The organism is Romboutsia timonensis, from assembly GCF_900106845.1.
GTDB classification, from domain to species: domain Bacteria; phylum Bacillota; class Clostridia; order Peptostreptococcales; family Peptostreptococcaceae; genus Romboutsia; species Romboutsia timonensis.
Window position 1 is genome coordinate 786124 of record NZ_LT629850.1, and the last position, 23497, is coordinate 809620.

The following is a 23497-nucleotide window of genomic DNA, read 5'->3' on the forward strand; positions in this document are numbered from 1 at the left end:
GAACTAACTTAAAATGAGATTTGCTTTATAGATTTTATAACATAAATATTAAAAAAATGTAAATTATAATATTAATATTTAAATAAAATCTATGTGAGGTGAGTATATGGGAGAGATGAACACAGCTGCAATAAGTGCTAATGAACTAGTGCTTATAATGTCGTCTATCGGTGTACTTGGAGTAATAGGAGGATGGATTGGAGAAAAATTAAATATACCAGATGTTGTAATATATTTAATTTTAGGAGTATTATTTGGTCCTGTATTTTTAAATCTGGTAAATATAGATTCATTTCCTGTAGTAAATGAAATAATATTAACTTTTGGATCTGCTTTTATATTATATGAAGGTGGTAGAGAGATAAAGTTTAAGGTATTAAATGAAGTTAAAGTAAGTGTAGGATTACTTGCTTCTTTAGGCGTGTTTATTACTGCAGCAATAGTTGGCTTAACTACTTATTATGTATTTAAGTTACCACCAGGTCCAAGTTTATTATTAGGTGCAACTATAGCATCTACTGACCCAGCAGCCCTTATACCAGTATTTAAAAAAATACCTATTAAAAATAGATTAAAGCAAACTGTAATTAGTGAATCTGCATTTAATGATGCATTTGGAGCAATATTATTTACATCTATACTTACAAGTATAACTTTAAGTAAAAGTAGTGGATTATTATCAATATCATTAGAATTAATATTTATGATACTTATTGGTGTTTTAGTTGGTACAATAGTAGCTTTGATAGGTGTATCTTTATCATCAGATAAAAGGTATGGGATATTTCATGACTATGCTCCTATAATATCTATAGTTATAGTTGTATTTGCATATGAAATATCAGAAAGACTAGGTGGAAGTGGATATATGTCTGTATTCGTTTCTGGCCTTGTAGCAGGGAATAAGAAAAAATTTGGTCTATGGGTACCTGATGAAAATTATGTAGCAGGACTTCATTTTAGAGAAAATATTGCAACTTTAGCAAGAATGTCTATATTTATAATATTAGGAACTCATTTAGACTTAAATAGCTTATTAAAATATGGATTAAAATCAGTAATAATAGTCCTGGTACTTATGTTTGTAGCTAGACCAATAGTAGTGTTAGTTTGTACATTATTTGATAGAAAAGCATCTTGGTCTAAAAATGAAAAATTATTTATGATGTGGGTAAGAGAGACTGGTGTAATACCTGCAGCACTTTCTGGTATTATAGTATCTACAAAAGTACCTGGATATGAAGTTATTTCATCAGTTGTGTTTATGACCATAATAATAACTCTTTTAGTACAAGCTAGTACTACTAAGATAGTTGCACAAAAGTTGGATGTATTAGAAGATGAAAATATAGGTTAGAGTATTTGTTTAAAATTTAATTTTATTATAAAGAATATAGACTTATTACTATTTTAAAATATTACTTAAAATTAAAAATGAGTATCTGTAAAATTACTTCTACAGATACTCATTTTTAGATTTAAGATAAAAAATAATGATTATATTATTTTTTTACGCTTAAGGATATTATAATATTTAAAAAAATGTGGATAACTTCTGAATGTAAGTAATATCAATCAACTGGTTTTGAGCGTAAAAAAGATTTTGAGCAACGGACGAAGTCGTTGGCGACATGAGCGAAGCGAATTTTTTATTATCACTAACAGTAATTTAAAATATACTAAGTTGACATTTTTACTTAAATAATTACATTAATATATAGTTAAATAATATTAATTTTACAGGGAATATTAAATATACTATAATAATTAAGGAGTTTATCTAAAAAACTACATTTTTCTCCATTAAACTAAAAAATATGATAAAATTTATATATGGAGGTATTTTATGAAATATAAGAATATATTAATAATTATGATTATAACAATACTTTTTACAGGATGTTCAGCATTTAAAAAAGATGAATTGCTTAATGAAGGTAAGTTAGCTTTAGAAAAACATGAATATACAAAAGCACAAGAACTTTTATCTCAGGCTTTAACTGCAGATAGCACAAATGAAAATGCAAGAAGTATGTATATACAAGCTGTAAAAATGAAAGATGCAGCTGAATATGAAGAAAAGAAAAATTATGATAAGGCTATAGCATGTTTAGAGGCTATAGAAAATTTAAAAGGTGGTTCATCAGATATAAAAAATGAAGCATCTAAAAAGAAAAAAGAGCTTATAAAGTTAAATGAAGAATATAAAAAAGCACAAGAAGAAAGAAAAGAAAATGCAAAAGATGCATCAAGTCAAGGTCAGTATAAATTAGAACAAGATGCAATAAAGGAAAACCAAAAACAAGAAGCAATAAAAGAGGAAGAAGAACAAGCAACTCAAGAGGAAGAAAATAATCAACAAAATAATCAATCAGGAAATACTCAAGATGGTACTAGTCAAGAAAATACTGGGGATGTAATTCAAACTCCAAGTAATCAACAAAGTCAACCTGGACAAGTTCATCAACCACAACAACAGCCACAAGTGTAAAATTTAATTAGTTTAATATATAAAAATAGTGCATCTATTAAAAGATGCACTATTTTTTATATCGTATTAATTTTCAATGTATTTTTCAAGGAAACTATTAACTGTTGACCAGTAAAGCTTAGGATTAACTAAATCTGAGTTAGCATGTTCTCCACCCTCTATAGTTAGCTTTTCTTTTTCTGAATTAGTTGCATTATACAGTTCATCCATCATATAATATGGAACAAAATCATCCTTATCTCCATGAAGATATAATATTGGAGTTGTTGATTTTTTTACTTGATTTATAGCTGAAGCATCATTTAAGCAATATCCAGCTCTTATATGTGTAACAACATCTGAAAAATTCATAATAGGAAAGGCTGGTAAATTAAATAATTGCTTAAGTTGATAGCTAAATTCATCATAAACTGATGTATATCCACAATCAGCAACAATAGCCTTTACATTAGATGGTAGCTTTTCTCCAGATACCATTAAAACAGTAGCAGATCCCATAGACGTTCCATGAAGAGCTATTTCAGAGTTTGGATTATTTTTAACTATATAATTAATCCAACCAATTATATCAAGTCTATCATGCCATCCCATACCAATATAGTTTCCTTCACTAGTTCCGTGACTTCTTAAATCTGGAACTAATACATTATATCCCATATTGTATAAATGCTTAGCTTTAGAACTTAATAATTTTCCTTCACTTGTATATCCATGTACTACAATAGCCCATTTATCAGTTTTATTTTCATTTTTTACTTCGTATGCATGTAATTTTAAATTGTCAGATGAAGTTATATATGTATCTATATAATTAGAATCTTTTATAAGCCAGTTAACATCAGCTTCTACCTCTAGAGAAGTATCATCATCATCGTCGCCAAAAATCATATCCTTTGAAGTGAAAGGATTTAGTGCTAGGTTATAAAAATAGTTACCTACTAATCCACCTACACCTAAAATTACTACTAATAGTAATATAGAAATCGTTAGTATTATTTTTTTCTTTTTGTTCATGGTCAATCTCCTATTTGATGTATATTATATTACTATAATAATAGCTAAACAAAAATATTGCAAGTCAATTAATTCGACTATCGAAGTACTATAAAAAATATCTATCAATATTGATAGATATTTTTACGTACAAGTAAATTATGATATAAAATTTTTTGTTGATAACTTATAAATATAAGTAATATCAATAACTTTAGAAACGTAAAAAATGATATTTTGAGCAACGGATGTGACCGAAGCGGTAGCGAGTGTAATATCGTTGGCGACATGAAGTGTTTCGCCGACACGTAGCTCAAGCGTAGCGAATTTTTTATTTAGAATATAAGAAGTTATCTTTGTATTCTTATATGAATTTTATTTTGAACATATTTATCTATTGAAAACTTTATAATAGCGGCTATAGGAACAGATAAAAATACTCCAATTATTCCAAATAATGAGCCTCCTATTAATACTGCAGATATTATCCAAAGAGGGCTAAGCCCAACTTGATCACCCATAATCTTAGGTCCAATTAAGTTTCCATCTAATTGTTGGAGTATAAGTAGAAATAAAGCTACCCATAATGATTTTATTGGGCTGTAAACTAAGGTCATAACAATAGGGAATACTGCACCTATAAATGGTCCGAAATATGGTATTATATTTGTTAAAAATATTATAAATGATAAAAATAATGCATTATTAATTTTTAGTATAAATTGAAATCCAATAAAAGCTAAACAACCTACGATTAAAGAGTCAATAAGTTTTCCAATAATATAATGATAGAAAATATTATGAGATACTTTAAAAAATTCAATTATGTTGTTAGCTTTATTTATAGGAAAACAAGCATATAATATTTTTTTACATCCAAGTCCTATTTTTTCTTTATCGTATAGCATGTATATAGATAAAATAATTCCCATTATTATATCAAATAACAATGATGTTATACTAAATATATATATAAATAAATCTGAAGATACTTTAGAAAATAAATCTAATAGCCTTGTTAATATACTATTTAAATTGTTTTGAAGATGAGGTATAACACTTTCTAATACCTGAGACTGAGATAGATGTTTATTTAAAAATATATTTAACATATTTATAAGGTTTGGGATTTCATTTATTAATGTATTTAAAGTATCTATTATAGCTGGTATTAATAGCTTAAATCCGACACTTAATACAAAAGTTATCAATATATATGAAATAAATATGTTAATAAGTCTATGAGATTTAAATTTTCTTTCTAAAAACATTATCATAGGATTTAAAAGCAATGTTAAAAGTATTCCAATTAAAAATGGACTAAAAAAAGACATTAATCCATTAATACTATCTAATATTTGTCTTGGAGAGTCGATAGCTTTGTACAGTATTATAGAAATAAATGCTATAAGTATGTAGTATTTTATATTGTCCTTTGAAATCATAATAAACTCCTCCTTAGATAATGTTAAAAATTTCTACTAAATATATTTTATGCAAATATAAAAAATTAAGTATCACTATAAAATAATTTACTTAAGAGACTTTTATAATAAGAATATTAACAATATATCTTTTTTTTAGTACATTTAATAGATAAACTATTTTTAGAAGAGTTAATTTGAGTAAATAGTAAATTAAATATTTTAATTTTTACTTATATAGATTATATTATAATAATGAAATAAAAATTGATTTGCTAGAAGTGTTAAATAAACATTTTAGTGTTGATATAATATATAGTCATTAAAGATGATTATATTAAAACTATAAGAGAAAGGTGAAATTATGAGAATAAATAAATATATAGCATCTTGTGGTGTGGCATCAAGAAGAAAAGCAGAAGAAATAATACTAGATAGTAGAGTTACTGTAAATGGAAAGTTAGTTACAGAGCTTGCTTTTAATATAGATGAGGAAAAAGATATAGTTGAAATTGATGGAGAACAAATAGGTGTAGAAAAAAATAATGTTTATATTGTTTTAAACAAACCAGAAGGTTATATAACAACTGTTAAAGATCAATTTGACAGACCAAGTGTACTTGATTTAGTAAAAGATATAGATGAAAGAGTATACCCTATAGGAAGACTAGATTATGAAACTAGTGGTTTATTAATACTTACTAATGATGGTGATTTAACTTATAAATTAACTCATCCAAAACATGAAGTTGATAAAACTTACATGGCTATAGTTAAAGGTGTACCAAATGCACAAGAAATTAAAAACTTTGAAGAAGGTTTATATATAGAAGACTACAAAACAGCTCCTGCTAAAATAAAAGTAGTTAAAATAAATGAAGAAAAGAACTACTCAATATGTCAAATAAAAATACATGAAGGTAGAAATAGACAAGTAAGAAAAATGTGTAGAGCTATAAATCACCCAGTACTTAGACTTAGAAGAGCAGCTATGGGGAAAATAGTATTAAAAGATTTAGAAGTAGGTAAGTACAGACATTTAACTAAAGAAGAAGTGGCTTATTTAAAAAGTATAAAGTAGAGGTAAAGTATGAAATTAGGAAAGTGTTTAACTAAGATTACAGATATAAATAAATTATATTTAGAAAAAGTTATAAATAAAGGTGATATAGTAGTTGATGCTACTATGGGAAATGGATACGATACAAAGTATTTAGCAGAGAAGGTTGGAGAAGAAGGATTTGTATATAGCTTTGATATACAAGAAACTGCTCTTAAATCTACTAAAAAAAGATTAGATAAAGAAAACTTAAGCGATAGAGTTAAGTTAATACTTGATGGTCATGAAAATATGGACAAGTATGTTGAAGGAGAAGTAAGTTGTGTTTTATTTAATTTAGGATATCTTCCAAGAGCTGACCATAATATAATAACTAAACCTGAAACTACTATTAAGGCCATTAAACATTCTTTAAATTTATTAAAACCTCATGGAGTTATAAGTATAGCAATATATACAGGGCATGAAGGTGGAATGGAAGAGAAAAATAGTGTTTATGAATTTGTAAAAAATCTTGATCAAAATGAATTTAACGTATTAGAATCTGGATTTATAAATCAAATAAATAATCCACCACAACTTGTTTTAATAGAGAAGAAAAAAGAATATATAAAATAAATTAGTAAATGTATTGGAAGTTATTGATATTTTTAATATATAATTATACAATGTTTGTATAGTACTTTATACTAGGTAAACATAACACAAAATAAAAAGATATTAAAAGGCATTTTAAAATATATATTTATGAGATATAAATCTCATTAAGGTATTTTGAAATGCCTTTTTATAATACTTTGGAATTGGTTATATAAAAGGAATATTTATTTATAATAAAACATAATAATAGTTACGATATATAAAATGTTTATTAAATTAAAATGTTAAGGAGATGAGAAAGTGATAACTGTTGTAAAGAATGGGAGAGTTATAGATCCGTATAATAACATAGACTCAAAACTAAATATAGTTATAAAGGATGGAAAAATACTAGAACTAACACCCTATGAAATTAGTGGAGAAAAAAATATAGATGCAACAGGATTAATCGTATGCCCAGGATTTATAGATATACACATGCATGAAGATATGTATCATAATGAAGAAGATTATCTAGATGAATGGATTGCAAAATCAATGCTTAACATGGGAGTTACAACTTGTATAGGGGGAAATTGCGGAATAAACTTAACAGAACCTCTAACATATTTAGATGCAGTGGACAGATTAAAGTTACCAGTAAATATTGGACTTATGGCAGGTCACACTAATATTAGAGAATGTGTTGTAGAAAATAGTGATAAATATAATCCTATTCAAACTGATGATATAAAAAAAATAATGTACACAGCAAGAGAGTACTTAGAAGGTGGGTGCTTTGGAATATCCTATGGGATAAGATATGTACCTGGAATTACAGAACTTGAACTTATAGAAGTATCAAAGGCATGTAAGCCTGAAAATAAAATTATAAATGCACATGTTAGAGATGATGCAAAGAATATAATATGGGCAACTAAAGAATTTATAAAGGTAGGTATGAAGCTTGATATACCAATTCAAAATTCACACATAGGTAGCATGGGTGGATATGGACAAATGAAAGAATTATTAAGACTTCTTGATTCAGTTAAGTCTAGTGGTTTAGATATAACTAGTGATTGTTATCCATATTATGCTTTTAGTACACGTATAGGTGAAACCACTTATGATGATGGATTTTTAGAAAGATATAATATAGATTATGACTCAATAGAAATAAGTGAGGGAAAATATAAGGGGCAAAGATGCACAAAGAATATATTTGATGAACTTAGAAAAAATTCTCCAGATACTATAACAGTTGGTCATGTTATGAATGAAAAAGATATAGATATGGCTATACTTCACCCTAATGTTATGATAGCAAGTGATGGATTTTTACACAATGAACAAGGTCATCCAAGGGCAGCAGGAACTTTCCCAAGACTTATAGATAAGTATGTTAAAACTGGGAAGTTAAGTTTATATGATGCAATAAATAAAATGACTACAATGCAAGCTAAAAAGCTTGGTCTTAGTAATAAAGGAAATTTATCTAAGGGAAGCGACGCTGATATTACTATTTTTTCTTATGATGAGATAAAAGACAATGCAACTTTTGATAATCCAATTAAAAAGCCTGATGGAATTAAATATGTTTTAATTAAAGGTAGCGTTGCTCTAAAAGATGGAGAAATAGTAAATGGAAAACTTGGAACTTCTGTAAGAAGATAAATTTATTAAAAATAGAACTTTCATATTTAGAAAGTTCTATTTTTTTGTAAGAAAATCGTAAGAATTTAGTTAATAATTATGTAAGAAATTTATCTTATTATAAATATATAGTAAAAGTTGATAAGCAATATAAACTATAAATTATAAAAGGATGTGATTTTCGTGTATAATACAGTGAGAAGTAATTTATAAAAGGGGTAGATACAATGTATAACATATTAGTAGTCGATGATGATAAGGAAATAGTTGAATCAATTGAAATATATTTAAAAAATGAAGGGTTCAATATATTTAAAGCTTACAATGGTATAGAAGCTTTAGAAATTTTAGTAGAAAAGGAAATCCATTTAATATTAATGGATATAATGATGCCTAAATTAGATGGAATAAAGGCAACCATAAAAATAAGAGAAGAAAAAAACATACCAATAATATTAGTATCAGCAAAAAGTGAAGATACAGATAAAATAATAGGGTTAAATATAGGTGCAGACGATTATATAACAAAACCATTTAATTTATTAGAACTTATAGCAAGGGTAAAATCAAACTTAAGAAGATATGTTACTTTAGGCAATTATGATAATAATTTTAATAAAGATATATTAAAAAGTGGTGGACTTGAGCTTAATATATCAACAAAGGAAGTAAAAGTTGATGGAGAAATTGTAAAAATAACTCCAATAGAATTTAAAATATTAAAGCTATTATTATCTAACAAAGGCAGAGTATTTTCTATAGATGAGATATACGAAAAAGTATGGAATGAAGAAAGTTTTAATGTTGAAAATACTGTAGCAGTACATATTAGAAGGATAAGGGAAAAAATAGAGATTAATCCGAAAGAACCAAGGTATTTGAAGGTAGTGTGGGGAGTTGGATATAAAATTGAAAAATTATAATGGGAAAATATTAAAAAATAAAAGCCTTATATTTAATTGTATTTTTATTCTAGCTATGTTTATGATTACTCAAGTTTTAGGAGTAATGATATGTCTTAAATTAATAAATACAACTAATATCAATAGTTTCAGAAACGTAAAAAATGACATTTTGAGCAACGGATGTGACCGAAGCGGTAGCGAGTGTCATATCGTTGGCGACATGAAGTAGTTCGCCGACACGTCGCTCAAGCGTAGCGAATTTTTTATTGTGTAAGGTTTTACTGTTTAATTAAAAAGGAGAGCGTATGAAGGAAAATAAAAAGTTAAAATTTAGTTTTTTAATCGTGGCAATGATATCTTTGTCATTATTATTAGCAATGATACCAACTACTTTTAATTTTATTACTACTAATAGTAGAGGTGTTATGACAAGTTATATGCATGAGGATAAAAAGCTTATAGAAGATGATTTTTACAAAAGTAAAGCTTTTGATGAAGCCTTAATTAGACCGTTATTATATTGGACAAGTACATCTGTAATAGATGAAAATGATAATAGAAATTATGAAAAAGACTATTTAGAAAATAAAAAGGAATCTGCAAAAAAACAATTATCATATGTAAAAAATATAAAGTATATAGCTATAAATAAAGATACTAATGAAGTTTACTCTAATACAGATTATAAAAGTATAGAAGATTTTAAGAAAAATATAAAAGGGAAATGTGATGTATATGTATCATCTAATGACTATAACACAAGTTATACAAAAGAAATTAAAAATAAAACATATGAAAAAGCAAATGTAAATAAAGAACTAGGAGATGTTTTAGTTTATAATTTAAAAGATTTTGATGTATGCATATCAATTAATAAAAACTTTGAAAATTATAGTGGTTATTATGATAAGGTTTCAGAGATAAAAATTGATTTTGATAGTGAGGTATTTTATTTTAAAATTATAATAGTATCTTCTATAATATCTTTAATATTATTTATAGTTTCAATATCTATATACAAAAAAATGAAATGTGAAGTTTTAGATAGAAATAGTTTTTACTTAAAGTTTTACAAAACAATACCTTTAGAGATTTATATTATAGTAGGTATACTTTTACTATATAGTCTAATTGGAATTATAAAAACAGGTTATTCTGTTTATTATTACTACAATGTATTAGATCATCTAGTATATACTTTTATATGTATATTTGGATTATTTACAATATATTACATTTTAAGAAAAGAATTAAAAAGCTTTGATAAACCTATAGAAATATTAAAAACTAGTTTAATAGTTAGAGTATTAATATTAGGAAAGAAAATCTTTAAAGATACTAATAAAGTAACAAAATCAGTTCCATTAGCTAAAAGAATTATAATTTTAGCAATGCTAAGTGTAGGAGTTGGTACAATAGGTTGGTTTATAGGATTTTTATTCGGAAGTACTTTATTATTATTTTTATTTGGACCAATACTTAGTTTAACTATTGTTGTACTATATGTTTATTACTTAATTAAAAAGCTAGCATACTTAAGTTATATAATGGAAGGGACTGAGCGTATAAAAGGTGGCGACATACATTATAAACTAGATATTATAGATGATGATAACTTTAGCAATTTAGCAGAAAATATAAACAATATAGGAGAAGGTCTTGATAAGGCAATATATAATCAGTTAAAAAGTGAAAGATTAAAATCAGAACTTATAACTAATGTAAGCCATGACTTAAAGACACCTTTAACTTCTATAATTAATTATATAGAGTTAATAAAAAAAGAAGAAGATATAAAACCTGAACATATTAAAGATTATGTAAATGTGCTAGATTCAAAGTCTAAAAGATTAAAGGTATTAATAGAAGATTTATTTGAAGCTAGTAAGGCAAGTAGTGGTAATTTAGAGCTTAATATGGAAAAAATAGATATAACTCAACTTTTAAGACAAGCTATAGGTGAGATGGAAGAAAAGTTATCAAAAGCTAATTTAGATTTAAAGTTAAGAGTACCAGAAGAAAAGACTTATATAATGGCAGATGGAAAAAAATTATATAGAGTTCTTGAAAACTTATTAAGCAATATATCAAAATATTCACTTAACAATACTAGAGTATATATTGATATAATTGAAGAGGATGATAAGGTAAAACTGACGATGAAAAATATATCATCTTATGAATTAAATTTTGACCCTGAAGAAATTATGGAAAGATTTAAAAGAGCCGATGAGTCTAGAAATACTGAAGGTAGTGGGTTAGGTCTTGCTATTGCAAGAGACTTAGTAAATGCTCAAGGTGGTAGATTTGAGATAGATATAGATGGAGATTTATTTAAGTCAGTTGTAGAATTTAATTTAATAGATTAAATATGTAAAAGCTATGAAATTAGAATAAACTTGATTTCATAGCTTTTTATATTTTTATAATTTAGAAAATAAGGAAGATAAAATGTAGATGAAAAGCAGATATAAGTATTATGAGCTATAGAATAAAAGGATAATAGTGGTTTGGAAAATAAAGTAAATTTATCAAAAGAATATATTTATAAATATAGAATATTAAAGAATCTATAAATATATAGTTAGAAAATGTTTTCAAAAAATAAAAAATATTTCACAGAATATATTAAAATTTATGTAAAAGATGATATAATATTAATAGTAAGAATAAAATTTTTGTAATATACAGAAAATTTAAAAATTAATTATAGATTTATTTAATCGAAGGAGAAATCATGAAAGATTCGAAGCAAGAAATAAAAGATAGCAAATATTTAATATCACATATACAATCACAATATACAAGATTTAGTAAAGGACAAAAACTTATAGCTCAATATATATTAAAAAATTACGATAAAGTTGCATTTATGACAGCTTGTAAGTTAGGAGAAGCAGTAGGAGTTAGTGAATCTACTGTTGTAAGATTTGCAAATGCATTAGGATATTCTGGATATCCTAAACTTCAAGATGCTCTTCAAGAAGTTATAAAAAATAAATTAACAACAGTTCAAAGAGTTGATATGGTAAAAGAATTTAATGATGATTCTGCAATACTTAAAAAAATAGTAAAAAGTGATATGGATAACATAAAAGACACTTTAGAGGAAATTGATGAAAAAGCTTTTGAAGAAGCAGCAAATAGAATATTAAAAGCAAAGCGAATTTATATAGTAGGAATGAGAAGTTCATTTACAATAGCTCAGTACTTAGGATTTTATCTAGGTATAATATTAGATAGTGTTCATGTTATAAGAACAGATATGGGAGATGCTTTTGAACAAGTTGTAAAGATAAATGAGGATGATGTTTTAATAGCTATAAGTTTCCCTAGATACTCTAAGAAATCATACCAAATAGTAAGTTATGCTAAAGAAAAAGGAGCTCATATAGTATCTTTAACAGATAGTCCCTTTGCACCAGTTGCATCTTTTACAGATAATTTATTATTAGTTAAGAGTAATATGGTATCATTTGTTGACTCTTTAGTTCCAGCTTTAAGTATAGCAAATGCACTTATAGTATCAGTTGGGATGAAAGAAAAAGAAGATATAAAACAACACTTTGATGATTTAGAAGCTATTTGGGAAAAATATTCTGTTTATGATAAATAGTTAGTATAAATTGAATAATAAACTTTAAAAGGAGTATACACAAATAATATTTTGTGATACTCCTTTTATATATAATTAACTGTATAAATTAATTTAATGATATTATATTTATATAAGGGAAATTTAAAGAGGTGAAATATGAATAAGACAATAGGAATACTTGCACATGTAGACTGTGGGAAAACCACATTTTGTGAACAACTTCTTTATCATACAAATGCAATAAGAAAAAGAGGTAGAGTTGATAATAAAGATACATTTTTAGATAATCATGATATAGAAAAACAAAGAGGGATAACAATATTTTCAGAACAAGCAACATTTAAATATAATGAATCTAATTATTATTTAATAGACACACCAGGACATATAGATTTCTCTCCAGATATGGAAAGATCTATTAGCATAATGGATTATGCTGTAATTATAATAAGTGCAATAGAAAAAGTTCAATCACATACTAAGACAGTTTTTAGATTACTTAGAAAGTATAATGTTCCTACTATATTTTTTGTAAATAAAATAGATAGAGAAGGAGCTAACTTAGATGAAGTTATAAGTGATATAAAAAATAGTTTAACTAGTGATGTTATAAATATAAGTAATAATTTAAATTTAGATTTAGAAAATATTTTAAATGAAGATATTATAGAATTTATAGCTGAAAGAGATGATTATTTATTTGAACGATATTTAGAAGAAGATTATGATAAAGATTTATGGATAGATAGTATAAAAAAAATGGTAAAAGAATCTAAGATTTATCCATTAATGTATGGTTCAGCACTACAAGATATTGGAATAAATGAATTTATTAAAAGATTAGATTACTTAACTCATACAAATTATAACAAAGAAGATGACTTTATAGGTAAAGTATATAAGGTTAAATATGATGATAATAAAAATAGAGTTACATATATAAAAGCTTTACAAGGGAGCATTAAGGTTAAAGATGAAGTAAATTATAGCCAGGGAAATAATGTAAATGAAAAGATAAATGAAATAAGGATATATAACTCTAACAAATATACATCTGTAAATGAAGTTTACGCAGGAGAAGTTTTTGCTGTATGTGGATTAAGTGAAGCAAAAATTGGTGATTTTGTATTAAGTCCTAATATACCAAAAGTTAATTTAGATAAATTAAAAGTAAAAAATAATCTAGAAATGGTTCCAACACTAAAATCTAAGGTTATATTTGATAATAGTTTAAATATAAGAGAGGTATTAGGAGACTTTAATATATTAAATAATGAAGAACCAGCATTAAATGTAGTTTGGGATGAAACATTAAAGGAAATACATATTCATGCTATGGGAAAAATACAACTTGAAATATTAAAGGCTATAGTGAAAAATAGATTTAATATTGATGTTGAATTTGGTCCATGTGAAATACTTTATAAAGAAACAATAGAAAGTGAAACAATTGGATATGGTCATTTTGAACCATTAGGTCATTATGCTGAAGTACATTTAAGGATTACTCCAAGTGATAGAAATAGTGGGATAAGTTTTGATAGTACTGCCCATGTTGATGATTTAATTTTAGGTCATCAAAATTTAGTTAAGACTCATATATTTGAAAAGAATCATAAGGGAATATTAGGAGGGTATCCTTTAACTGATGTAAATATAACATTACTTACAGGTAGAGCTCATAATAAACATACTAGTGGTGGAGACTTTAGAGAAGCTACTTTTAGAGCTTTAAGACAAGGTCTTGAAAATACTAAAAACATATTACTTGAGCCTTATTATAAATTTAGTATAGAAATAGATATTGATTATGTTGGAAGAGTTATGTCTGATATTTCTAAAATGAGTGGTGAATTTGAACCTCCTATTATTAATGAGAATTTAGCTATAGTAAATGGAAGAGGTCCAGTAGCTACATTTATGGATTATTCTCTTGAAATTGTATCTTTTAGTAAGGGAACAGGTTCTATTAGTTACATATTTGATGGATATGATATATGTCATAATACTGAATATGTATTAGAAAAAAGAAATTATGATAAAGATAGTGATATAGAGTATACTTCTAATTCTATATTTTGTTCTAAGGGACAAGCATATGTTGTAAAAGGAAATGAAGCAAAAAATCATATGCATTGTCTAGATAAATAGTATTATAAAACATTAATTTTAGGAGATAAATATGAACAAAAGAAAATATATAATGTTTACTATGATTATTATAGGTGCATTATCTATATTTGAATGGGGAATTAGTTTTTCATCTATATTTTTAATAGTATCTATGACACTTGTATATATAGTTTTTACTATGAAAGATTTATGTAGTAAAAATAAATATTTAAAGATGATTTATAATATATACAAAGTTATAATAATTATATTTGTATCTTCATTTGTATTATTAGAAGGGTTGATACTTTTCAATATAAATGAAACAAAAGATGTAGATAAAGTAGATAATATAGATACAATGATAGTTCTTGGGGCTAAGGTAAATGGCACTGAAGTTTCTAATACATTAAAATTAAGACTTGATAAGGCTACAGAGTATTACAACAAACATAAATCTGTAAATATAATAGTATCTGGAGGTCAAGGTAATGATGAAAATATTACTGAGGCTTTAGCAATGAAAAATTATTTGGTATCTAATGGAGTTAATATAAATAATATTATAGAAGAAAATAAAGCTACTACTACATTAGAAAATATTATATATAGTAAAAAAATACTAGATGATATGAATAATAAAGGAAAGGTACTTATAGTGACTAGTGATTATCACTTATTTAGAGGAAGACTTATTGCTAGTATTTTAGGTATAGAAAATGAAGGTCTTTGTTCTATTAGTTCAATATCGGGGAGACTATATTATATGATACGAGAATATCCAACTAGTATTATAGATTTAGTTAAAAGTATAGAATATGCTTATTTATAAAAACATATAATATTAAATTTTTTCATATTATTTATAGATATTATTTTAATTTATAGGAGTAATAATATGAAAAGAGATGAAAAATATTTTAAGGGGTGTATACTAGGTGGAGCTATAGGCGATGCTTTAGGTCGCCCTATTGAGTTAAAAAAGCTTAAAGAGATTAAAGCTACATATGGAAGTAAAGGAATAAATAATTTAACTCTAAATGATAAAGGAATTGCAGAAATAACTGATGATACCCAAATGACTTTATTTACTGCAGAAGGAATATTAAGAGCAAATTGTAAAAATGGAAGATGCTATATACCAGCTGTAGTATACAATGCATATTTAAGATGGTACTCTACACAAAGAAATATAGATACAAGGGGATATGATGAGTGCACATATAATAGCTATCTATTAAAATATGATGAGTTATATGAAGATAGAGGTGCAGGAAATACTTGTTTAACTTCATTAAGCAAAGAGGAAATTGGAAGTATAAAAAATCCTATAAATAACAGTAAAGGATGCGGTGGAGTTATGAGAGTAGCACCAATAGGCCTTGTTTATAACAAGAAAGAAGCATTTAGATTAGGTTGTGATTGTGCAGCATTAACCCATGGACATCCAAGTGGATATATTAGTGGGGGAATGTTATCTTGTATAATATCATGTATTATTGAAGGAATGGAAATTGATGAAGCTATAAATTGTGCTATAACATTTTCAAAAGATATGGATGGATATTGTGAGTGTGTAGAGACAATAGAAAAAGCAGTTAAACTTTCTAAAGATGACTTAGTAGATACAGATGCTATAAGAATGATTGGTGAAGGATGGACTTCAGATGAGGTATTAGCTATAGCTATTTATAGTAGTTTAAAATATAAGGATGACTTTAAAAAAGCATTAATTTGTTCAGTTAACCATGATGGGGATAGTGATAGTACTGGAGCTATTTGCGGTAATATTTTAGGTGCATACTTGGGTATTGATAATATACCTAAATAATGGATTGATGTAATTGAGCTTAAAGATTTATTAGAGAATATTTCAATTGATTTATTAACTGGATATGAAGAAAGTGAAGAGTGGTTTGAGAAGTATCTTGAAAACTAAGTAGAAATATGGCGAATTACAATAATTTACAATAGGTTATGGATATGATAATATAAATATATGTTGTTGTGTGTTTATTAGCTCTAATGGTAAATAGAGTTAACTCTTCCTAAAGTATAGATTTATAACTTTAGGATGGTCATCAATCTCCAAAAAAAGTGTGTTTAATTGTGCGATAAGAAGAAGGTATAGAAATATGCCTTCTTTTTATTTTATAATATATAATCACAGGATAATTAAAAAAGCATATTTTAGTATAAGTGAAATAAAAAATATTTTAAGAGGTGATATAATGAGTTGTTGTTCATATACGATAGGAACTATTGTAGATATAAGTGATATTATGAATCAGCCCTATAAATTTATAACAATAGGTAAAGTACCAGGTGATATATATACTTATACTAGGTTAGTACACAGCGAAGAAACTATAATATTAGATCATGAATACAATGAAATAGGTATTGAGGATTTAAAGGTAGGGGATACTATTGTTGCATTTCATTCTAATGCAATGACAATGAGTATACCGCCTCAAACGTCAGTATTTATTATAGAGGTAAAATAAAACTGTAGGTAAGTTTGTATTTATACAAACCTACTTACAGTTTATTATTTCTCTTTTTCATCTATAAAACTTTTTAAATTTACTATGTATTATACTAAATCGCTAGCAACTTCAAATGCAAAATTTTTAGATTCCTCAATTAAATTTCCATCTTCAAGTCTTAATATTCTATCACAAATAGCTAAGGCACCCGGTCTGTGAGTTATAATAATACAAGTTGGTTTGTGTTCTAAATTTTTAATAGATTTTAAAACATTAATCTCAGTTTTTGCATCAAGAGCAGAAGTTGCCTCATCTAGTATAAGAATAGGGCGAGTTCTTAAGAAAGACCTAGCAATTGATATTCTTTGAGCCTGACCTTCAGATAAACCAAAGCCTTTTTCACCTAAAACTGTATCAAACTTATCATCAAGTTCACTTATAAAATCAAAGGCATAAGCATTAATACAAGCTTTTTTAATTTCTTCATAAGTAGCATCAATATTTCCATAAGTTATATTTTCTTTTACAGTACCTGAAAATAAAGTATTGCCTTGAGGAATGTAAGATATAAGGTTTCTATGGTCTTTAGTAATTTTCTCAGAAATATTATCTGTACTAATAGATAAGCTACCTTCATTTGGACTTAAAAGAGAAAGTAATAACTTAATCATAGTAGTTTTACCTTGACCAGAAGGTCCAACTAAAGCAATAGTTTCACCAGGATTTATAGTACATGATACATTTTTTAAAACAGGACTATCTTCTTTGTATCCAAAAGTAACATTATTAAACTCTATTGAAGGGTAGCTATAACTATCTATATCTAATAAACCACTTCCTTCCTCTAAGGCCATTTCCTCTAACTCCATAAGACGTTCACATGCTGCAAGAGTAGTGATAATAGGAGAATAACACCCTGCAAGACTTGATAAAGGAGATCTTACTTTATTAAATAATTGAAGAAGGGCTGTCATAGTACCAAAAGTAATAGCACCACTAACAAGATTTAATGCACCCCATGCAAATACAATAAAATAAAGTCCTGAAGAACCTATAGAAAAGGCTATACCAACTAAAGAGCTAAATAAAGTTTGTTTAAACAAAAGTTTAAATTTTTCAGATTGTAACTTAGTTAAATTAGATATAGTTCTTTTTTCAGCACAGAATGTCTTAACTATCATAAGGTTTTGTATAGATTCTTGAACAAAGGAATTATACTTTATGCTTTGATCTTGAATGTCTTTGTAAAACTTTTTGATTCTTGTTCCTAAAAGCTTATTCATAATAAGAAGCATTGGAAAAACTAAAACAGTGAAAACTGCAATAAATGGATTAATACTAAGTAATGTAAAAAATGAAATAATCAAAGTTATACTAGAATATATCATTGATGGAACAGTGCCACATATAAAACCATTTATAGTAGAAGTATCACTAGTTATTCTAGTTAAAAGTCCAACACTGTGATATTTTGAATTTGCCATGTACTCACTATAAGTAACATGAGAGAAAAACTTTTTTTGAAGCTCATTATATATTTTGTTATTAGTGTAAGTTGATAAAAGAGAGTTTATAGTACCAAAGACTAAGTTAAATATTATTATAGCTACCATAACAGTAAGCCATTTAATAACAATATTAACTTGGCCACTAGTTGCAGCATCTATAAGGTTTTTTGAAATCATAGTATTATAAACACCAACAGCAGATGTAATAGAGCCTATTATTACACTTATAATAAGAGTTGGGTAAGCTGGTTTTCCTTGAGAGAAAATCCATTTAAGTTTTTTTAAAGTTTCTTTCATTTGATTCACCTAAATTCTAATATAATTAATCTAAATAATAAAAAATTTTAAGTAATAATATATTTAAACTAAGTCAATATTAACACCTATTATAAAATTTATATATAAATTAAGAGTATAAAAGATATTACACAAAGGTATAAGAGGTTTAAATATGACTAATTTAAAAAGATTAATTTAATAGATAAATATAAAAATTTAATAAGAAAGTATTGTAATAAAAATAGCTATGTAATCATAGCTATTTTTTATATACATTACTCAATAGTAGTAGAAAAGTATAATAGTCAATACTCTACCATAAGTATTACTAAAATAATACCCATGATATATATATATCGAGAGGAACAAATAATACAATAATTAATAAATATTTAGAAATTTTCTTAAAAGTATAAACGAAAGAGGTGAACAAAATGGAAGAAAGTATAGATTTAAGAGAGTACTTTACTATTATAAAAAAGCGATTTTGGATTATTATACTCACAACAGCAATATCAGTTGGAATATCAGTGATAATGGTTAATCTTAATAAAATACAACGTTATAAAGCTCAAACAACGTTGATAGTAAATGTTGAAAATTATGAAAATCAATCAATGCTTACAGGTTATCAAATCTCAGAAGGAGAAAAACTAGCAAGCTTGTATGGGGAGATTATTAAATCTAGATCAGTACTAAAGCCTGTAATAGAAAAATTGAATTTAGAAATGAGCCCTCAACAGTTAGCTGGTATGATAAATGTATCTCAAGTTGAAGAGACGCATATAATGAACTTATCAGTTACAGATACAGATCCAGACAGGGCAAAGGACATTGCAAACACAATACCAGGAGTATTTACTGAGGAAGTAAAAAGAACTATAAAAGCAAATGGTGTGGAAGTATTAGATGAATCATTAGGAGGATATCCAATAGCATCAAATAATTCAAGGAAAGTAGCAATTGCTGGTGTACTTGGAGTTATGATAGGAGTATTTATAATATTTTTAATAGAGTATTTAGATAACAAGGTAAAGACACCACAAGATATGGAAAAATACTTTAACATACCAGTATTAGGGGTTATACCAAATGAAAATAAGTAAATAAGGGGGATACAATGAAAAAAATAATAACTATAAGTAATCCCAAATCCCCTATATCAGAATCTTATAGAGGGATAAGAACGAGCATACAGTTTTCAAATTTAGATAAAAACATAAAAGTTATAAATGTAACTAGTAGCAAACAGGGAGAAGGGAAAACAACTATATTATCAAATTTAGCAACAACATTTGCAAATTTAGAAAAAAAGGTTTTAATACTAGATGGAGACTTAAGAAATCCAACTATTCATAAAATATTTGAACTATCAAATGTTTGTGGACTTACTGATGTACTTTTAGAAGAGAAGAGTTTTGAAGAATGTGTACACTGCACAGATACAAAAAATTTACATATATTAACTTGTGGAACAATACCTCCAAACCCATCTGAATTATTAGCATCTAACAAGATGACTGAGTTTATAAATAAGTTAAAAGAAAACTATGACTATGTATTTATAGACACACCACCAATAGGAGTTGTTACAGATGCTGGAATAATATCAACTTATAGTGATGGATGTGTATTTGTCGTTGGTGCTAAGGAAGTTGAAATTGAAATGGTTAAAATTTCAATAGAGAGATTAGAAAATGTGGGAGCAAATATATTAGGAAGTATACTTAATAAGTTTGAAGTAAGTAAAAATAGCTCAAATTACTATAATAACTATTATAAGGAAGATAATACACATAAAAAATTAAGATTTAAAATAAGACAAAAAAGAAACAAAGAAGAATAATTAGTATATAAATTATTTCAAAGGAGGGAGCGTTAATGGATATAGATACTATAGACCCTCAACGAGAAAACTTACTAAATAAAGTGTTAAGTACATATAAAGTAAGGCAGTTTATATTATGGTCAATAGATATGTGTAGTGTATTATTATCATTGCTTATTATAAGTAAATTAACAACGATAACAACTATAGAAGAAAATAATATTACCATAGTATTTTTTATATATGCAGTATTTCATACACTATCGTTTACATTATTCAAATGTTACTCAAGTATATGGAGATATGCTAGAGAAGAAGAAATGATATCAATAATAGTTGCATCTATTATATATGTACTACCAGTTTACTTAATAATCAAAATGGTGGGGCTAAATTACTCATTATTATTTTATATTGTAAACAGTATATTAATAATTTGTTTTACTGGGGGGCTAAGATTAACTTATAGAACTTGTAGAAGAATAAAAACTAGGCTAAAAGTAAAATCAGGAGATACTAAAGTCCTTATTATAGGTGGAGGTAGTGGTGGAGAAAGGGTGGTTAATGAACTAAAAGAAAATCCACAACTAGGAAAAGTACCTATAGGAATTATTGATGATGATATAAATAAAATCGGAAGAAGAATACATAATGTAAAAATACTAGGAGATACCTCTCAGATAAAACAAATAGTAGAAAATAACAATATAGATGAAATAATATTTGCTATATCAAATATAAACAAATCAAGAAAATCCCGAATTATAAATATTTGTAAAGAAACAAAATGCAAACTAAAAACAATACCAGGAATCTATGAAATTATAGATGGTAAGGTAGATATAAAAAAAATTAGAGATGTCGAAATAGAAGATTTACTTGGAAGAGAGCCTATAAAGGTTAATCTTAATGAAATAAGTGAGTATATAACAGATAAGGTTATATTAGTTACTGGTGGTGGAGGAAGTATAGGAAGTGAGCTGTGCAGGCAAATAGCAAGCTTTAATCCAAAACACCTAATTATACTAGATAACTATGAAAACAATGCTTATGCAATACAACAAGAGTTAAAGCGAAAGTATAAAAATGATCTTAACTTAAGTACAATAATTGCATCAGTAAGAGAAGATGTTAGGTTAGAAGAAATATTTAAGATGTATAGACCAGAAGTTGTATTTCATGCAGCAGCTCACAAGCATGTTCCATTAATGGAAGATAGTCCAAGTGAAGCTATAAAAAATAATATATTTGGGACATTAAATGTTGCAAAGTTATCAGATAAGTATAAGGTAAAAAGGTTTGTACTTATATCAACAGATAAAGCAGTTAATCCAACTAATATTATGGGAGCTACAAAAAGAGCTGCTGAAATGATTATACAGATGATGAATAATAAAAGCAAAAGTGAGTTTGTTGCAGTTAGATTTGGTAATGTTCTTGGAAGTAATGGTAGTGTAATTCCTTTATTTAAAAAGCAAATAGAGGAAGGTGGACCAGTTACAATAACTCATCCAGAGATTATTAGGTACTTTATGACAATACCAGAAGCTGTACAGCTTGTAATACAGGCAGGTGCTATGGCTAAAGGTGGAGAAATATTTGTACTTGATATGGGAGAGCCTGTTAAAATAGTTGATTTAGCTAAAAACCTTATAACTTTAAGTGGGCTTGAGCCTGATGTTGATATTAAGATAGAATACACTGGTCTTAGACCGGGTGAGAAGCTTTATGAGGAGTTACTTATGAGTGAAGAGGGGCTTTCTAAGACTTATAATGAAAAAATATTTATTGGAAGACAAATAGATATAGATGGAAATAAAGTAGAGAAGCATTTACAAATGCTTAAGAGGGTGGTTGATATTGAGGAAGTTGACCTTATTGAAAGCTTGATGAGGGAGTTTGTACCAACATATATAAGACCAGAGGATGTAAATGGAAGGGAGAATATAGATGAAGTTGCAATCTCTAATTAAAAGAAGCATTGATATACTTGGATCTGGAATTGGACTTATAGTGATTTCTCCTATCCTTTTAATAGTAGGCTTAGCTATCAAATTTAAATTAGGTTCACCAATATTTTTTACTCAAGATAGATTAGGTAAAGATGGTAAAGTATTTAAAATGATAAAGTTTAGAACAATGTCAAATAAAACTGATAAGTTTGGAAATCTACTTTCAGATGAAGAAAGGATGACTTCATTTGGAAAAATTCTTAGAAGTACTAGTATAGATGAACTTCCAGAACTTATAAATGTATTTAAAGGTGAAATGAGCTTAGTAGGACCAAGACCACTATTAGTTGAGTATAAGGATTTATATTCCAAAGAACAATTTAGGCGTCATGAAGTGAGACCGGGTATTACAGGATGGGCACAAGTAAATGGAAGAAATTCATTATCATGGTCAGATAGGTTTAATTTAGATGTTGAATATGTGGATAGATACAACTTTTTTATGGATGTAAAGATACTGTTTATGACAGTAGGAAAAGTAATAAAAAGAGATGGAATAAGTCAAGATGGAAACGCTACAATGGAAAAGTTTAACGGTAATAACTAATAATAGAGGGGATAGT

General features: G+C 26.6%; 19 protein-coding genes. 16 read left to right on the forward strand and 3 right to left on the reverse strand.

Going from position 1 to position 23497, the window contains the following annotated elements; genetic code table 11:
• The first annotated feature begins 106 nt into the window (after positions 1-106).
• Together BN7997_RS06350 and BN7997_RS06355 are read left to right on the forward strand one after the other, a co-directional pair.
• Positions 107-1357: a cation:proton antiporter gene (locus tag BN7997_RS06350; RefSeq protein ID WP_071120005.1), complete on the forward strand. Its 1251-nt coding sequence runs from the start codon at positions 107-109 to the stop codon at positions 1355-1357.
• Positions 1358-1846: 489 nt separating this feature from the next.
• The gene (locus BN7997_RS06355; protein WP_071120006.1) at positions 1847-2491 is read left to right on the forward strand and encodes a tetratricopeptide repeat protein; all 645 of its coding nucleotides are present in this window, start codon (positions 1847-1849) and stop codon (positions 2489-2491) included.
• A gap of 66 nt (positions 2492-2557) precedes the next feature.
• Here the strand turns inward: BN7997_RS06355 and BN7997_RS06360 are convergent, their stop codons facing one another.
• Positions 2558-3505: an alpha/beta hydrolase gene (locus tag BN7997_RS06360; RefSeq protein WP_071120007.1), complete on the reverse strand. Its 948-nt coding sequence runs from the start codon at positions 3503-3505 to the stop codon at positions 2558-2560.
• Positions 3506-3834: 329 nt separating this feature from the next.
• Entirely contained in the window at positions 3835-4929 is a 1095-nt protein-coding gene (locus BN7997_RS06365; protein ID WP_071120008.1) for an AI-2E family transporter, read from the reverse strand.
• A gap of 343 nt (positions 4930-5272) precedes the next feature.
• On the opposite strand from BN7997_RS06365, the gene BN7997_RS06370 reads away from it, so the two are divergent.
• From BN7997_RS06370 to BN7997_RS06420, 10 genes are all read left to right on the forward strand, one after another.
• On the forward strand, positions 5273-5989 hold the full coding sequence (locus BN7997_RS06370; RefSeq protein ID WP_071120009.1) for a pseudouridine synthase: 717 nt from the start codon (positions 5273-5275) through the stop codon (positions 5987-5989).
• Positions 5990-5998: 9 nt separating this feature from the next.
• Positions 5999-6586 (forward strand): tRNA 5-(aminomethyl)-2-thiouridylate-methyltransferase MnmM, encoded by a 588-nt coding sequence (locus BN7997_RS06375; protein WP_071120010.1) that lies wholly within the window; start codon positions 5999-6001, stop codon positions 6584-6586.
• A gap of 282 nt (positions 6587-6868) precedes the next feature.
• Positions 6869-8224, forward strand: coding sequence for an amidohydrolase family protein (locus BN7997_RS06380; RefSeq protein WP_071120011.1), 1356 nt, complete (start codon positions 6869-6871; stop codon positions 8222-8224).
• Between the two features lie 206 nt (positions 8225-8430).
• Positions 8431-9126, forward strand: coding sequence for a response regulator transcription factor (locus tag BN7997_RS06385; RefSeq protein ID WP_071120012.1), 696 nt, complete (start codon positions 8431-8433; stop codon positions 9124-9126).
• Between the two features lie 287 nt (positions 9127-9413).
• Positions 9414-11477: a sensor histidine kinase gene (locus BN7997_RS06395; RefSeq protein ID WP_071120014.1), complete on the forward strand. Its 2064-nt coding sequence runs from the start codon at positions 9414-9416 to the stop codon at positions 11475-11477.
• A gap of 368 nt (positions 11478-11845) precedes the next feature.
• Positions 11846-12724, forward strand: coding sequence for a MurR/RpiR family transcriptional regulator (locus tag BN7997_RS06400; protein WP_071120015.1), 879 nt, complete (start codon positions 11846-11848; stop codon positions 12722-12724).
• Between the two features lie 138 nt (positions 12725-12862).
• Positions 12863-14857 (forward strand): GTP-binding protein, encoded by a 1995-nt coding sequence (locus BN7997_RS06405; protein WP_071120016.1) that lies wholly within the window; start codon positions 12863-12865, stop codon positions 14855-14857.
• A gap of 31 nt (positions 14858-14888) precedes the next feature.
• Positions 14889-15650: a YdcF family protein gene (locus BN7997_RS06410; RefSeq protein WP_083335024.1), complete on the forward strand. Its 762-nt coding sequence runs from the start codon at positions 14889-14891 to the stop codon at positions 15648-15650.
• Between the two features lie 66 nt (positions 15651-15716).
• Positions 15717-16649 carry an ADP-ribosylglycohydrolase family protein gene (locus BN7997_RS06415; RefSeq protein WP_207645583.1) on the forward strand — a complete coding sequence of 311 codons (933 nt, stop codon included), beginning with the start codon at positions 15717-15719 and terminating at the stop codon, positions 16647-16649.
• A 400-nt stretch (positions 16650-17049) separates the two neighbouring features.
• Positions 17050-17325: a hypothetical protein gene (locus BN7997_RS06420; protein WP_143023183.1), complete on the forward strand. Its 276-nt coding sequence runs from the start codon at positions 17050-17052 to the stop codon at positions 17323-17325.
• Positions 17326-17414: 89 nt separating this feature from the next.
• On the opposite strand, the gene BN7997_RS06425 is transcribed toward BN7997_RS06420, so the two are convergent.
• Positions 17415-19112, reverse strand: coding sequence for an ABC transporter ATP-binding protein (locus BN7997_RS06425; RefSeq protein WP_071120018.1), 1698 nt, complete (start codon positions 19110-19112; stop codon positions 17415-17417).
• Between the two features lie 416 nt (positions 19113-19528).
• On the opposite strand from BN7997_RS06425, the gene BN7997_RS06430 reads away from it, so the two are divergent.
• Genes BN7997_RS06430 through BN7997_RS06445 form a run of 4 tightly spaced genes read left to right on the forward strand, consistent with a single transcriptional unit; the run spans position 19529 to position 23481 of the window.
• Positions 19529-20200 carry a YveK family protein gene (locus BN7997_RS06430; protein ID WP_071120019.1) on the forward strand — a complete coding sequence of 224 codons (672 nt, stop codon included), beginning with the start codon at positions 19529-19531 and terminating at the stop codon, positions 20198-20200.
• A gap of 14 nt (positions 20201-20214) precedes the next feature.
• Entirely contained in the window at positions 20215-20940 is a 726-nt protein-coding gene (locus BN7997_RS06435; protein WP_071120020.1) for a CpsD/CapB family tyrosine-protein kinase, read from the forward strand.
• A 35-nt stretch (positions 20941-20975) separates the two neighbouring features.
• Positions 20976-22895 (forward strand): polysaccharide biosynthesis protein, encoded by a 1920-nt coding sequence (locus BN7997_RS06440; protein WP_083335025.1) that lies wholly within the window; start codon positions 20976-20978, stop codon positions 22893-22895.
• Entirely contained in the window at positions 22873-23481 is a 609-nt protein-coding gene (locus BN7997_RS06445; RefSeq protein WP_071120021.1) for a sugar transferase, read from the forward strand. Before BN7997_RS06440 ends, BN7997_RS06445 begins: the two co-directional genes overlap by 23 nt.
• Positions 23482-23497: the final 16 nt, after the last annotated feature.

Excerpts from the sequence above, each read along its gene's own strand:
- BN7997_RS06350 (WP_071120005.1), top strand. The coding sequence starts at position 107 with ATGGGAGAGATGAACACAGCTGCAATAAGTGCTAATGAACTAGTGCTT.
- BN7997_RS06355 (WP_071120006.1), top strand. The coding sequence starts at position 1,847 with ATGAAATATAAGAATATATTAATAATTATGATTATAACAATACTTTTT.
- BN7997_RS06360 (WP_071120007.1), bottom strand. The coding sequence starts at position 3,505 with ATGAACAAAAAGAAAAAAATAATACTAACGATTTCTATATTACTATTA.
- BN7997_RS06365 (WP_071120008.1), bottom strand. The coding sequence starts at position 4,929 with ATGATTTCAAAGGACAATATAAAATACTACATACTTATAGCATTTATT.
- BN7997_RS06370 (WP_071120009.1), top strand. The coding sequence starts at position 5,273 with ATGAGAATAAATAAATATATAGCATCTTGTGGTGTGGCATCAAGAAGA.
- BN7997_RS06375 (WP_071120010.1), top strand. The coding sequence starts at position 5,999 with ATGAAATTAGGAAAGTGTTTAACTAAGATTACAGATATAAATAAATTA.
- BN7997_RS06385 (WP_071120012.1), top strand. The coding sequence starts at position 8,431 with ATGTATAACATATTAGTAGTCGATGATGATAAGGAAATAGTTGAATCA.
- BN7997_RS06395 (WP_071120014.1), top strand. The coding sequence starts at position 9,414 with ATGAAGGAAAATAAAAAGTTAAAATTTAGTTTTTTAATCGTGGCAATG.
- BN7997_RS06400 (WP_071120015.1), top strand. The coding sequence starts at position 11,846 with ATGAAAGATTCGAAGCAAGAAATAAAAGATAGCAAATATTTAATATCA.
- BN7997_RS06405 (WP_071120016.1), top strand. The coding sequence starts at position 12,863 with ATGAATAAGACAATAGGAATACTTGCACATGTAGACTGTGGGAAAACC.
- BN7997_RS06410 (WP_083335024.1), top strand. The coding sequence starts at position 14,889 with ATGAACAAAAGAAAATATATAATGTTTACTATGATTATTATAGGTGCA.
- BN7997_RS06415 (WP_207645583.1), top strand. The coding sequence starts at position 15,717 with ATGAAAAGAGATGAAAAATATTTTAAGGGGTGTATACTAGGTGGAGCT.
- BN7997_RS06420 (WP_143023183.1), top strand. The coding sequence starts at position 17,050 with ATGAGTTGTTGTTCATATACGATAGGAACTATTGTAGATATAAGTGAT.
- BN7997_RS06425 (WP_071120018.1), bottom strand. The coding sequence starts at position 19,112 with ATGAAAGAAACTTTAAAAAAACTTAAATGGATTTTCTCTCAAGGAAAA.
- BN7997_RS06430 (WP_071120019.1), top strand. The coding sequence starts at position 19,529 with ATGGAAGAAAGTATAGATTTAAGAGAGTACTTTACTATTATAAAAAAG.
- BN7997_RS06435 (WP_071120020.1), top strand. The coding sequence starts at position 20,215 with ATGAAAAAAATAATAACTATAAGTAATCCCAAATCCCCTATATCAGAA.
- BN7997_RS06440 (WP_083335025.1), top strand. The coding sequence starts at position 20,976 with ATGGATATAGATACTATAGACCCTCAACGAGAAAACTTACTAAATAAA.
- BN7997_RS06445 (WP_071120021.1), top strand. The coding sequence starts at position 22,873 with ATGAAGTTGCAATCTCTAATTAAAAGAAGCATTGATATACTTGGATCT.